The following is an 11,757-nucleotide window of genomic DNA, read 5'->3' on the forward strand; positions in this document are numbered from 1 at the left end:
GGCACTGAGCAGACAGTGCGCAGGCCACCCCGTCCGATCATCCGTCATGAAGTGAACCGCTGACCCGAGCGCACCTTCCGCCGCCAGTCCGAGGGACTGACCCCACGGGCCCGCTTGAACGCGACACTGAACGCGAACGCATCCTCGTACCCGACCTCGCGCGCCACCGCGGCGATGGTTTCCTCCGTGTCGCGCAGCAGATCCGCTGCCAGGGCCATCCGCCAGCCGGTGAGGTAGGTGAGCGGTGGCTCGCCGACCGCGTCGGTGAAGCGCGCGGCAAAGGTGGCCCGGGACTGGCCGACCCGCGCGGCCAGCTCGGCGACCGTCCATCGGTGTGCCGGGTCCTCGTGCAGCAGCCGCAGCGCGTCGCCGACGGCCGGGGTGGCCAGTGCCCTGTACCAGGAAGGGAGTTCGGCCTGCGGCCGGGCGCACCAGGCGCGCAACGCCAGCACCAGTACGAGGTCCAGCAGACGGTTAAGGACGGCGTCCTGGCCGGGCTCCTCGTGGGCTGCCTCGGTGGCGAGCAGGTCCAGCGCCGCCCGGGTGGTGTGGGGTCCGGCGGGCACGACGGCCAGGGGCGGGAGCATGTTCAGCAGTCGCTCGCCCACGTCGCCGCGGAGTTCATAGGCTCCCCGGAGCAGGGTGGTGGCGCCAGGCAGTCCGTCCCCGTAGGTGCGGGGTGCCAGGCTCTGCCGGGCCGCCGTCCCGCTGTCGACGACGTGCTTCCTTCCGCCTCGGATCACCACCTGCGGCGGGGTGTCCGGGGAGTCGGCGATCGTGTACCGGTCGGTGCCGCTGATCAGGGCGATGTCCCCGGCGGCCAACCGCGCCGGCGCGGCCTGCGGGTCGTCGTCGAGCCGGACCGACGCGTGGCCGCCGAGGGTGGCCACGACCGTGAGCGAAGGAGCGTCGGCGAAGGTCATCGACCATGGCGGCCGCTGGATCAGCTGCCGGATCTGCGCGTTCCTCGCACGGGCCCGGTGCAGCAGATCGCTCAGGACGTCCATGCCGGTCACGCTAGACGATCGCAAAGGCATCGGCGACGTTCTCCCATGGATCGTCTGTGTCCACCGGGGTTGTCTGGAGGGCATGAAGAACATCCTCGTTCTCGGCGGCACCGGCACGACCGGCCGCCGTATCGCCCGCCGCCTGACGGCCATGGGCAGCCCCGTCCGCACCGCGTCCCGCACCGGCGGCGACACTCACTTCGACCTGGACAACCCGGCGACCTGGGCGCCCGCCCTCGAAGGCGCCGCCGCTGTCTACCTCGTAGAGCCCAACCTGCAGCCCGGCCCGGACCAGCAGGCGCGTATCCCGCGCCTGGTGACCGATGCGGTCGCCGCGGGCGTGCGCCGGCTGGTGCTGCTCTCCGCCCACGGCGTCGGCCGGGCCGACGACGCCCACCCGCTCAAGGCCGCCGAACGGGCCGTACGTGACTCCGGTGTCGACTGGACCATCCTGCAACCCGACTGGTTCGCACAGAACTTCAGCGAGTCCTTCTGGCTTCCGGGTGTCCTGGCCGGAACCCTCGCCCTGCCCACCGGTGACGGCCGCACGCCGTTCGTCGACGCCGAGGACATCGCCGAGGTCGCCGCCGCGGCGCTGACCGATGACCGTCACAGTGGGCAGACCTACCAGCTGACCGGCCCGCAGGCGATCGGTTTCAGCGAGGCGGCTGACCTGATCGCCGCTGCCACCGGTCGGACGGTCCGTCACCTCGATGTCGGTCCCGAGGCCTACGTGGACCGCATGGTCGCCGAAGGCGTGCCCGCGGACGTCGCCCGCCTGCTCACCGGCCTGCTCGTGGACATCCGCGACGGCCGGGGCGCGGACGTCTCCGACGGCGTTGAACGGGCGCTCGGCCGGCCGCCCACGTCGTTCAAGGACTTCGTCGCCGAGGCTGCCGCCGCAGGTTGCTGGAGCCGACCCGCCACCGACAGCCCGGCTTGACCGGCGGCCGTGTGCCGACGCTGGCACTCGGAGGTTCGCCGGCCCCGGTGATGGCTCGGTGATGACATGAGCTTCCCATGGGCCGCCGGGCCGTCGCAGTCTCCAGGACCGCATCGCTGCCGGTACTCGCCTGTAAGCCCCTGTCCCGGAGGGCGACGGGACTGCTGCTCGAAGGAAGCCGGTGGCCGCACTGTGGTGGTGAGCAATCGTCAAGACCCGTGGACGGGTGGGATGTCGGCTTCGGGCTGCGTCCCGCCCGTCCCGGGGCGAAGCATCTTGACCCCGCTCACCCGACCGATCAGGAGAAGTCCGCGGCGGTGATGCCGTCGGGGTGTCCGGGCGGCCACTCCACCAACTCGATCCGGTAGCCGTCCGGGTCGGTGAGCCACGACGTCTTCGGGCCCTGAGGGCCGCCCGGGTTCTGGACAGGTCCCGGCTTCAGGCCGGCGTCGGTCAGGCGCTCCAGGGTGGCGGCCAGTGTGTCCACCTGGATCGCGAGGTGGTCGAAACCGGTGCCCACGTCGACGCGTCCACCTTCGGGGCGGTGGACCAGTCGAGCGAGGCCGCCGGTTCGCCGGGGAACTTGAGGATCACGAGGTGACTCCGGTCGCCGGCCTCGACCCTGCCCAGCTCGACATAGCCCAGGGCGGTGTAGAAACCGAGCGAGCGGTCCAGGTCGGTGACGCGGTAGGAGACGAAGAGCGTCTTCACGCGGCCTCCTCGGGCCGGCGCACTCGGTAGCGCAGGTGCGTGACGTCTCGGTCCTCGAGCCGTCGGACGAGGTCGAGTTCGATGTGATCGTCACCGAGGTGGTCGAACAGCCGTCGGCCGTCCCCGAGGAGGACCGGAACCAGGTGGATCTCCATCTCGTCCATGTGCCCGGCTCGTAGGAGCGCTTGGGCCGCGCCCGCCCCATGGACCATGACCGGCCGGTCCCCGGCGGCCGCGCGAGCCTGACGGGCGAAGTCCTCGACGTCGGTGACGAATCGCGCGTGGCCGGGTGGCACGTCCCCGTCATCCACCTGGTGGGTGAGGACGAAGATCGGCACACCGTCGTGGTGGTCGCCCTGCCAACGCCCGGCGAGTTCGAAGGTCCGACGGCCGGAGATCACCGCGCCGGTCGCCAGCGCCTCGCGATAGACCTGTCCGCTGGGACCGTCGGATTCCCGGTCGTCGAGCCAGTTGAAAAGACGTCCACCGGCGCGTCCGAGCTCCTGGCCCGGCCGATCGTCCGGACCGGCGACGAAGCCGTCGAGCGACATCGACATGTACAGCCGAATCGGATTACTCATTCTGGTTTCCATCTCCTCGCCCATGGCATGGGGATGCTCCGCTTCTCGCCCCATCGGGGCGGGAGTGTCGAAGTGAAAGACTTCAGGCAGCAGGCAAACTCATCGCCCTGTGACCCGCGACGGGCCTTGCGCTGGGCCGGGACCGCCGGGACCGTCCGGGGATCAGCCCGAGGGCGGTGTCCCGTACGGCCTTCGAGAGCCCTGGCGACAGCTTCCGCTTCGGCATCGTCACGACCGCTCCCTGCGCGAAGTCCAGCCGTCCGCTGAGCGTCTGCACCGCCCGGCCCTTCTTTGACGCGAAGGTGATCGTCTGGGTGAAGGCGGCATTACCCGCCTGTTGGGTCCGGCGCAGCGCGAGGAAGATCTGGCGGTCCAGCTTCTGGCTGAAGACGGGGTGCGCGGTGGGCGTGGGGGCTGGGGCGTCGGGTGTGCTGGAGCAGACGGTCAGCACCAGGGATGCGGTGGCGAGCACCGCACCGGTACGACCTCTTGCGTGGCCTGCTCTCCGAGCAGGGGCTGCCGGTCATCCCCGCCGAGCTCGTCGCGGACACGGTGCTGCGGATCGTCACCGGGGACGGCACGGGGGAGTGCTGGTTCATCCAGGCCGGCCGTGCCCCGGAGCCGTTCCGTTTCCGTAACGTGCCGGGTCCGGGCAAGCCCGCCGGCGTCTGAGCGCCGTACATCGAGAAAACGTGCCCTGAAGTGCCGGGCAGCTCGCCCACTGTGGTGAGCTGCCCGGCCGCGGCCGCTTCGGGGCAGGCCCGTGGGCCACCTCAGGGTCGGGCGGCGGGAGCGGGCTGCCTGGTGAAGACGCGCTCCAGCAGGGCGCCCAGGGTGTGCTGCTCCTGTTCGTCCAGTCCGTCCAGTCCCGCGAGCGTGTGGTGCATGTTGCTGCGGATCACGTCGATGACCCGCTCGCCTTCCGCGGTGAGGACGACGTTCTTGACGCGCCGATCGGAGGCGCTCGGTTCCCGGCGCACCAGGCCACGTTTCTCCAGCCGGTCCACGATCCCGGTCATGTTGGAGGCGTCGCAGGTCAGGGTGGTGGCCAACGTGCTCATGGAGGCCGGTCCCCGGCGCAGCACATTGAGTGTCTTGCCCTGGCTGGCCGTGAGGTTCTCGCCGGCGGCGGCCACCGTGAAGTCGCCGTAGTAGGCGGCCAGTGACACCGAGAGCAGCTCCATGAGCCGGGCGGAGTCGACGCGGGGGAGTGCTGTCATGTGCGTCACCCTACGCCTGAAAACTTGACGATCTCAAATATTGCTGGCTACGGTCATCGGCAATTGCTTGAAGTTCTCAAGTTTCAACGTTGTCAAGTTTCGTTGTTCCTCAGCTTCGGCCTGCCATGCGGTCGCCGAGGCCGAGGTCTCACCAAGGAAGAGATTCCGTGTCACAAGCACCGCGCACGGCGGGCCGGAGGCGCGCACCGGACAGCGTGCTGGTCGTCACTCTGGGGCTCGCCGCGATGGTCGTCTCGATGATGCAGACGTTGGTCGTCCCGATCCTGGGCATCATCCAGAATGATCTCCAGGCCACCACTGCGAACGTGAGCTGGGTGACCACCGCCACGCTTCTGTCGGCCGCCGTCTTCACTCCGCTGCTCGGCCGCTTCGGCGACCAGCACGGCAAGAAGAGCACCCTGGTCGGTGCTCTGCTCGTGATGGTCGCCGGCTCGGTGCTCGCCGCCACGACCACCTCGTTGACCTGGCTGATCGTAGGCCGGGTGTTGCAGGGAGCGGCTACCGCGATCTTTCCGCTCGCCCTCTCCCTCCTGCGCGAGGAGATCGAGTCGGCGAAACTGCCCGGTGCCATGGCGCTGGTCAGTGGCACCCTCGCGTTCGGCAGCGGGCTCGCGCTGGTCGGCGCGGGACTCCTCACGCGGGGCACCGACCCCGACTACCACCGGGTCTTCTGGCTCGCGGCGGCGCTCGCGGTGGTGGCGCTGGCGGGCGTGTGGTTCGCAGTGCCCGCTTCCCGGGCGGCAACGGGAGGGCGGACGGACTGGCTGGGCGCGGTCACCCTGGGAGCGCTGCTCGTGCTGCTGCTCCTGCCCGTCTCGCAGGGGCACGAGTGGGGATGGACGTCCGGCCGTACCCTCGGCTCCTTCGCCGGGGCGGTCGTCATGGCAGCGGTGTGGGTCATGACCGAGAGCCGGGTCACGGAACCCATGGTGGACATGGAGATGTTCACTCACCGGCCCGTTCTGTTCACCAACCTGGCCGGTCTGTTGCTGGGTTTCGCGATGTTCGCCCAGTTCATCGGCGTCTCCTACCTCGTCCAGGTGCCAGAGGACATCGCGGGCTACGGCTTCGGCGCCTCCGTGCTCGGAGCGTCCGTCGTGTATCTGCTTCCGACCACTCTTGTCTCGCTCGTGGGTTCACAGTTCGGCGGTGTGCTGGTGCGCCGGCTCGGCGCGCGCGTCACCCTGGCCGCCGGGGCCTGCTTCGGCGTGGTCGGATTCACGTGGCTGACCATGGCGCACGAAAGGTCTGGCTCGGTGATCGGCGCGGGCATGGTCATCGGTCTCGCGATCAGCTTCGGTTACGCCGCCATGCCCGCCCTCATCGTGGCAAGCGTTCCCGCCCACCAGTCCGGCATTGCCAACGGCATCAACTCCATCTCCCGCTCGGTCGGCAGCGCCGTCGCCAGCGCGGTGATCACCACGCTGCTGGCGTCGAAGACCATCCCGCTGCCGGACGGCATGCCCGCACTGCCCCAGGAGAGCCAGTTCACGATCGGCTTCGCGATCGCCGGCGTGGCCTTCGGCCTGGTTGTCGCCGTTTCGCTCGTCGGCATCAAGTCGGCGCACGCGCCTCGCACGCCCGTCCTGAGGAAGGCCACCGAAAGCCGTTCCCGGGCCGTCCTCGACCAGCTGTCCGGCTGACCCGCACCTTCCCGGAAAGGCACTCACGATGAACATGTCCGAACACACCCACCACGCTTCCCTCGTCCCGCAGGTCGATCACCGCGCGGGGGTCGCGGCGGAGACCGCACGGTTCGTCGCCACGCTCAGTGACGCCGACCTGGCCACCGCTGTGCCCAGCTGCCCCGGCTGGACACTGGCCGACCTGGTCAAGCACACGGGCAGCGTCCAACGCTGGTTCTCGGTCCTGCTGCGGTCGCGTATCCAGGAGCCTCCGCGCACGCGTGAGGTGGACCTGCGGCTCCCGGAGCGGGAGGACGGATACCCCGACTGGCTGGCCGAGAGCGCGACCGTGGCCGCCGACGCCTTCGCCGCCACGGACCCGGACCTGCCGATGTGGGCGTGGGGCGTCGACCAGCACGCCCGCTTCTGGGCCCGCCGCATGCTCTTCGAGACGCTGCTGCACCGGGCCGACGCCGAGCTCGCCCTCGGCCTCCGGCCCGCGATCGACCGTTCCCTCGCCGTCGACGGGATCGACGAGTTCCTCGTCAATCTGCCCTTCGCCACCTCCTTTGCCCCTAAGGTGGCCGATCTGCGCGGCCCCGACAGGACCATCCGCTTCCGTACGACCGACGGCGACGACGCCTGGCTCGTTCGCCTGCGGCCCGACGGCTTCGGCCTGGACGCGGTCGGCGCAGCCGCGGAATCCGCTGACGCGACCGTGCGGGGAACCGCAGCCGACCTCGTCCTGCTCGTCTACGGCCGCCTGTCCTACCGTGCGCAGGCCTTCGCTCACGAGGGGGACGAGGACCTGCTGACCCACTGGTTCGCCAACTCCGCCTTCTGAACGGCAGGCGGGCCGACCTGGAGCTCCGGCGCCGCATTCAGGACAGAAGAGGTTCGGTGCTCGCAGAGGGAGAAATCCCGTTCGCAGAGCTGCTCGTTGTGTTCGTCGACGAAGAACTCGCGTTCCCGCATGAGTTGTTCGCGGCAAAACCGTCCCAGCCTCGTACACGGCCTCGACGGCTGGTGCCGCCGGCGGTGCCAGCTGATGGTGCTGGCGACCACGGCCAGCTCAACCGGCGGCGGAGGGGCCGGCACCTAGGATGCGACCGCCTTGGCCCCGTCCGGCTCATGGCCGGGCGGCGGCTCCAACGGCTCCTCGTGGGAGGCCGAGCTCGCCGCGCTGCGGTCCTACCGGCGGGCCAAGGGCCACCTCGCGCCGCGGCAGGATCCGGTGTGGGGCAAGGTGCGCCTTGCGCTGCCGGCGCACCCCACCGCCCCAAGGGAGAAGTCCTTGGCGACGCCGGCCTGGTGCACCGCACCCGGCCAGGCTCGCATTGCGAGTGGGTGTCCTTCACCACAATTCACCCGATGAGCGCGAATGAATGCGTATAAGTGATTTACGGACTGATTTCACTCCTGAGGTGACCAGTTTCCGGAGCTCGTGGAACCAACGGCAGGGAAAGCGCTTGATCACGGCACGTAAACGACGCACCAGTCTGACCGCTGCGGTCGGCGTCATCGGCGGCGTGCTCGCGGCTGCCGCCCTCAGCGGTACCAGCAGTGCTGCCACCGGCGGCAATGACGCCGGGAGCCGCCCGACACTGCACACCACGGTGAAACAGACGGTCGCCCAGGACGCTTCCGATGCCCGGATAAAGATCACTCCCGGGCAAGGCGCCCACGACGTTGCGATCAGCTACCCCGTCAAGGTCACCGTCAGTAGCGGCAAGCTCACCAAAGTGACGATGACCGCCGTCGCGACCGGCGCCGAGATCCCGGGCACCCTGTCCGCGGACGGGACGTCCTGGAAGCCGGACGGCCGACTCGAGCGGGCCACCGAGTACCAGGTCGCCGCAGAAGCCGAAGATGCCCAGCACCGCTCCGCCACCGAAAATGCGACGATCACCACGGTCTCCCCGGCCAACGACTTCATCGGGCACCTCTCCCCGGAGAACGGCTCGACCGTCGGCGTCGGCATGCCGGTGACGGTCGACTTCGACACGGCGATCAGCGACAAGGCCGCCATGCAGTCGCGGATCCAGGTCGAATCCAGCAGCGGCCAGCGGGTCGTCGGCCATTGGTTCGACGACGGCCGCCTGGACTTCCGCCCGCGAAACTACTGGAAGCCCGGCTCCACCGTCACCGTCAAGCTCTACCTTCACGGCGTCCGGAAAACGGTCACGTTCAAGGTCGGCCGCAGCCAGATCAGCACGGTCGACGCCGGGACGAAACGGATGACCGTCGTGCGGAACGGCAGGGCGATCAAGACCATCCCGATCTCGTCCGGCAGCGCCGAGCACCCGACGTACAACGGTCAGATGGTGATCTCCGAGAAGTTCCGGCACATCCGTATGGATGGCGCGAGCGTCGGCCTCACGGAGAAGAACGGCAAACCCTCGTACAACATCGAGGCCGTACCGCACGCCATGCGCCTGACCGACTCGGGCACCTTCATCCACGGCAACTTCTGGAGTGCCGACTCGGTCTTCGGCAAGGTCAACACCAGCCACGGTTGCGTGGGCCTGAGGGACGCCAGGAGCGGTGACGGCAAACAGCCCGCCGCGTGGTTCTTCGACAACTCGATGATCGGTGACGTCGTGATCGTCAAGAACTCCCAGGACAAGACGATGCTGGCCCCGGACAACGGCCTCAGCGACTGGAACATGCCGTGGCGCGAGTGGGTCGCGGGCAGCGCGACCGACTGACGTCAAGTCGTCTTCCACAAGCTCGGACGAGGACGGCCACATTTTCACGTTCCGTCACTGCCGCCGCTGTACGGCCCGCTCCACCGTCCGTGTCCACGGTGAAGGCCGCGACGGCCGTCACGACCTCGCTCGTCGCAGAAGGCAGGCTGCGTGACGTATGGGCGGAAGACCTCCGGCACGTCGTCGATCACGCAGGCGTATCAGCCAGCACTCCGGCGAGCGGCCGGGATCGCCATCCGCGAGGATCAGTCGGCCGAATGGCCCCGGTAGCTCGCTCGTCACAGTGACTGAGCGAGATCGTTTGCCCGCACGGCACCGGACAGGAGGGGGAACCGCCCGAGGTGATGCCGGAGGCCGTGAGTAGGCTCCGACCCCATGATCAGTGCTCTCGGGTTCACCTGCACGTGCTGCGAGGCCGACCACCCTGGACTACCGATGAACTACACGGCCGAGGCTCCGGCCGTGTGGGATCCGGCCTTCGTGGACGCCGACGACTGTTTGCTCTCCTCGGACGAGTGCGTGGTCCGCGGGCAGCACTACTTCGTCTAGGGCCTGATCGAGATACCGGTGATCGGCGGCGAGGAGGTGTTCTCCTGGGGGGTCTGGGTCTCGCTCAGCCACGAGAACTTCTCCCGGGCCGCAGATCTCTGTGGGACACCCCCGGCCGCGAGGCCGAGAGGCCGTACTTCGGCTGGCTCACCACCGACCTTCCGGTCTACCCGACCACGACCCTCAACCTGAAGACGCACGTCCACACCCGTCCGCTCGGTGAGCGACCCTTCGTCGAGCTGGAGCCCACGGACCACCCCCTCGCCGTCGAACAGCGCACGGGGATCACCCTGGACCGCGTTCCGGAGATCGCGGCGGCCGTGCTCCACTCGGGCGACGAGCAGCAGTGGAGCTCACCGCCCACGTGGCCGGCGCACGGGTAGCCTGCGCCCTGTCTCGGGCCCGGCCGCGTCTTGCCGGGGACGCGGGGCCAAGACGGCGACCGCTACCGCATCGACCAGGCCGGCCTCACCTCTCCCGGCAGGGCCGGCTGGTCTCCTGGCAGGTGAACGAGTTCCCGAGCCACTCCTCGGCCACTTCGGCACCGGTGCGAAGCCGACCAAGCTGTTGCGAGCAGCCGTGGCAACAGCCGCAGGAGCGCGCGCAGTTCGGCCGGACGGCGGCCGGCCGAGCCAACGACCCGCGGACTCGGCGTGGTCTGCCTCCGCCACGTCATGTCCAGGCATGGGCGCGCTACGCGGTGGCCGGACAGGTGGGGCCGCCGTGGGCCGGTCATGCGAGCGGCTTGCGGTACCGCACGTACTCGTTCTGCCGCCGGAAACCCACACTCTCGTAGAGATCGTAGGACCGGTGCGGGTTTGCCGTGCCGGTGTACAGCCGGGCCGTCGTTGCACCGTGCTCGCGAAGGCTTTGCAGCCCGTCCAGGAACAGGGCTCGGCCGATCCCGAGACGTCGCTCGTCCGTTTCGGACGCTCAGCTCCTCGACCTCGCCCACGGTGCGGTCGTGACGACAGATGGAGCAGAGGGCCACTCCGATCATGTCCCGCCCGCTCCAGGCAGCCCGCCAGCAGTCCGGGTCGCCCTCCGCCGAGGCACGACCTGGCGGCCAGGCGTGTCACCTTCTCCCCGTCTGGGGAGCCCGATCCGTCGCCGCCGCGAGCAGGCTCGTCAGCACCGGCAGCCCGCCGACTCTGACGTCGGCGGCGACATACGGGAAACATTTGTACCGGACCGGTCTCTCAGGCTCCGTTCATCGACGGCCATCGCCGGTACACGTTCGCTCCCCGTGGCCGCAGCATCAGCCGGACAGGGCGGCACTGAGGGGTGCCTCGCGCCACGTTGTCGGACGCAAGGGTGACGCGTGGACCTTCGGCGTATGCAAGCGGCGCGCCGCGGGATAGGTATGCAACTGCGCCAGGCGGTGTCCTGATGGAACTTCGGCAAGGGCCTTGCCCCACCTCTGTTCGCTGGCCGGACGCACTGCCGCTCACCCCAGCCCGACCGGAAGGCAGCAACTTGAAGATCAACATCGTGGGCCCCGGCAACATGGGCCAGGCCATCGCCGCCCGCGCGCTCACCGGCGGCCACGGGGTGTGCCTCGTCCACCCCGACGCCGACAGCGGCCGAGCGGTAGCCACCGAGCTGAAGCAGCGCTTCCCAGACGGCGAAACCGACTCGGCCACTGCAGTGCAGGCGGCCGACATGACCGTGCTGGCCCTGCCTTATGGCGTGACGCTGGAGGTCGCCGGATCCGCCCGTGCCACGCTGTCCGGGCAGGTGGTGGTGGACATCTGCAATCCCGTCGACTTCTCCACGATGGACTCGCGGGTGACGCCCGCCGACACGTCGGCGGCCGAGCAGATCCAGGAGATCGTCGGCACGGACACGAGGGTCGTGAAGGCGTTCAACACCACGTTCGCCGGGCTGCTCACGTCAGGCGAAGGCCACGGCTTCCCGCTCGACGTACTGATCGCCGGAGACGACGCCGCTGCCAAGGCCAAGGTCGCGGAGCTGGTCTCCTCCGGCGCGATGCGTCCCTTGGACGTCGGCCCGCTGCGCCGCGCCCGGGAACTCGAGGCGTTGGGTTTCCTGCACATCTCCGTCCAGCAACCCCTGGAGCTGGACTGGCAGAGCGCTATCAAGATCCTCCCCTGACGGAGCGGACGGGCCCACGGGCCTGGCGGTGCTGGTACTGCGCCGCACCAACCGTTTTTGACGGATGCGCAGGCTGCGGCGTACAACGGGGCACCGTCGGGTACGGAGTTGGATCGGGTCGTGGTGTTCCTGGACGCCCCGACCGATGGGCCGGCGGAGGCCGCCGACTGTCTCGCCGAGCAGCTCGGCATCGCGGACGCGTCGGTGCTGAAGACGTACGGCAGTCGGGAGAACAAACCTGGGGGCCGTGGGCAGACAGCGGCCTGAACCTCGAACA

General features: G+C 69.3%; 12 protein-coding genes and 3 pseudogenes. 9 read left to right on the forward strand and 6 right to left on the reverse strand.

Translation table 11 applies throughout. The features are described from left to right. Window positions 1–44 precede the first annotated feature (44 nt). Window positions 45–1,007 carry an AraC family transcriptional regulator gene (locus tag AB0J12_RS13765; protein WP_363264477.1) on the reverse strand — a complete coding sequence of 321 codons (963 nt, stop codon included), beginning with the start codon at window positions 1,005–1,007 and terminating at the stop codon, window positions 45–47. 82 nt (window positions 1,008–1,089) lie between these two features. On the opposite strand from AB0J12_RS13765, the gene AB0J12_RS13770 reads away from it, so the two are divergent. Then, on the forward strand, window positions 1,090–1,950 hold the full coding sequence (locus AB0J12_RS13770; RefSeq protein WP_363264478.1) for an SDR family oxidoreductase: 861 nt from the start codon (window positions 1,090–1,092) through the stop codon (window positions 1,948–1,950). 298 nt (window positions 1,951–2,248) lie between these two features. Here AB0J12_RS13770 and AB0J12_RS13775 read toward each other — a convergent pair. The 3 genes and pseudogenes from AB0J12_RS13775 to AB0J12_RS13785 form a co-directional block, all read right to left on the reverse strand. After that, a pseudogene (locus tag AB0J12_RS13775) lies at window positions 2,249–2,661 on the reverse strand (VOC family protein). Then, on the reverse strand, window positions 2,658–3,242 hold the full coding sequence (locus AB0J12_RS13780) for a dihydrofolate reductase family protein (protein WP_363264581.1): 585 nt from the start codon (window positions 3,240–3,242) through the stop codon (window positions 2,658–2,660). The pseudogene AB0J12_RS13775 and the gene AB0J12_RS13780 overlap by 4 nt, the downstream one beginning before the upstream one ends. Before the next feature lie 82 nt (window positions 3,243–3,324). Further along, on the reverse strand, window positions 3,325–3,714 hold the full coding sequence (locus AB0J12_RS13785) for a hypothetical protein (RefSeq protein WP_363264479.1): 390 nt from the start codon (window positions 3,712–3,714) through the stop codon (window positions 3,325–3,327). 17 nt (window positions 3,715–3,731) lie between these two features. Between AB0J12_RS13785 and AB0J12_RS13790 the strand changes: the two genes are divergently transcribed. Beyond that, window positions 3,732–3,914, forward strand: a complete 183-nt coding sequence (locus tag AB0J12_RS13790) for a hypothetical protein (protein ID WP_363264480.1) — start codon at window positions 3,732–3,734, stop codon at window positions 3,912–3,914. Window positions 3,915–4,015: 101 nt separating this feature from the next. Here the strand turns inward: AB0J12_RS13790 and AB0J12_RS13795 are convergent, their stop codons facing one another. Then, window positions 4,016–4,462, reverse strand: coding sequence for a MarR family transcriptional regulator (locus AB0J12_RS13795; protein ID WP_363264481.1), 447 nt, complete (start codon window positions 4,460–4,462; stop codon window positions 4,016–4,018). A gap of 167 nt (window positions 4,463–4,629) precedes the next feature. On the opposite strand from AB0J12_RS13795, the gene AB0J12_RS13800 reads away from it, so the two are divergent. The 5 genes and pseudogenes from AB0J12_RS13800 to AB0J12_RS13820 all read left to right on the forward strand — a co-directional run bounded on the left by AB0J12_RS13800 (window position 4,630) and on the right by AB0J12_RS13820 (window position 9,748). Continuing rightward, window positions 4,630–6,126, forward strand: a complete 1,497-nt coding sequence (locus AB0J12_RS13800) for an MFS transporter (protein ID WP_363264482.1) — start codon at window positions 4,630–4,632, stop codon at window positions 6,124–6,126. Window positions 6,127–6,154: 28 nt separating this feature from the next. Further along, window positions 6,155–6,952, forward strand: a complete 798-nt coding sequence (locus AB0J12_RS13805; RefSeq protein ID WP_363264483.1) for a maleylpyruvate isomerase family mycothiol-dependent enzyme — start codon at window positions 6,155–6,157, stop codon at window positions 6,950–6,952. A 625-nt stretch (window positions 6,953–7,577) separates the two neighbouring features. Further along, window positions 7,578–8,816, forward strand: coding sequence for an Ig-like domain-containing protein (locus AB0J12_RS13810; RefSeq protein WP_363264484.1), 1,239 nt, complete (start codon window positions 7,578–7,580; stop codon window positions 8,814–8,816). 435 nt (window positions 8,817–9,251) lie between these two features. After that, a pseudogene (locus AB0J12_RS13815) lies at window positions 9,252–9,557 on the forward strand (DUF2199 domain-containing protein). Beyond that, entirely contained in the window at window positions 9,464–9,748 is a 285-nt protein-coding gene (locus tag AB0J12_RS13820; protein WP_363264582.1) for a DUF2199 domain-containing protein, read from the forward strand. The pseudogene AB0J12_RS13815 and the gene AB0J12_RS13820 overlap by 94 nt, the downstream one beginning before the upstream one ends. A 349-nt stretch (window positions 9,749–10,097) precedes the next feature. Here the strand turns inward: AB0J12_RS13820 and AB0J12_RS13825 are convergent. Further along, a pseudogene (locus AB0J12_RS13825) lies at window positions 10,098–10,404 on the reverse strand (GNAT family N-acetyltransferase); the annotation flags it as partial. Between the two features lie 437 nt (window positions 10,405–10,841). Here AB0J12_RS13825 and AB0J12_RS13830 point away from each other — a divergent pair. Both AB0J12_RS13830 and AB0J12_RS13835 read left to right on the forward strand, forming a co-directional pair. After that, window positions 10,842–11,480, forward strand: a complete 639-nt coding sequence (locus AB0J12_RS13830; protein WP_363264485.1) for an NAD(P)-binding domain-containing protein — start codon at window positions 10,842–10,844, stop codon at window positions 11,478–11,480. A gap of 57 nt (window positions 11,481–11,537) precedes the next feature. Next, a complete protein-coding gene (locus tag AB0J12_RS13835; protein ID WP_363264591.1) occupies window positions 11,538–11,747 on the forward strand; it encodes a hypothetical protein in 210 nt (69 codons plus the stop codon). Window positions 11,748–11,757 lie beyond the last annotated feature (10 nt).

This window comes from Streptomyces sp. NPDC049915, assembly GCF_040656475.1.
Classification (GTDB): Bacteria; Actinomycetota; Actinomycetes; order Streptomycetales; family Streptomycetaceae; genus Streptomyces.

Bases quoted from the DNA above. Each gene is read 5' to 3' on its own strand.
- AB0J12_RS13765 (WP_363264477.1), bottom strand. From the start codon at position 1,007: ATGGACGTCCTGAGCGATCTGCTGCACCGGGCCCGTGCGAGGAACGCG.
- AB0J12_RS13770 (WP_363264478.1), top strand. From the start codon at position 1,090: ATGAAGAACATCCTCGTTCTCGGCGGCACCGGCACGACCGGCCGCCGT.
- AB0J12_RS13780 (WP_363264581.1), bottom strand. From the start codon at position 3,242: ATGAGTAATCCGATTCGGCTGTACATGTCGATGTCGCTCGACGGCTTC.
- AB0J12_RS13795 (WP_363264481.1), bottom strand. From the start codon at position 4,462: ATGACAGCACTCCCCCGCGTCGACTCCGCCCGGCTCATGGAGCTGCTC.
- AB0J12_RS13805 (WP_363264483.1), top strand. From the start codon at position 6,155: ATGAACATGTCCGAACACACCCACCACGCTTCCCTCGTCCCGCAGGTC.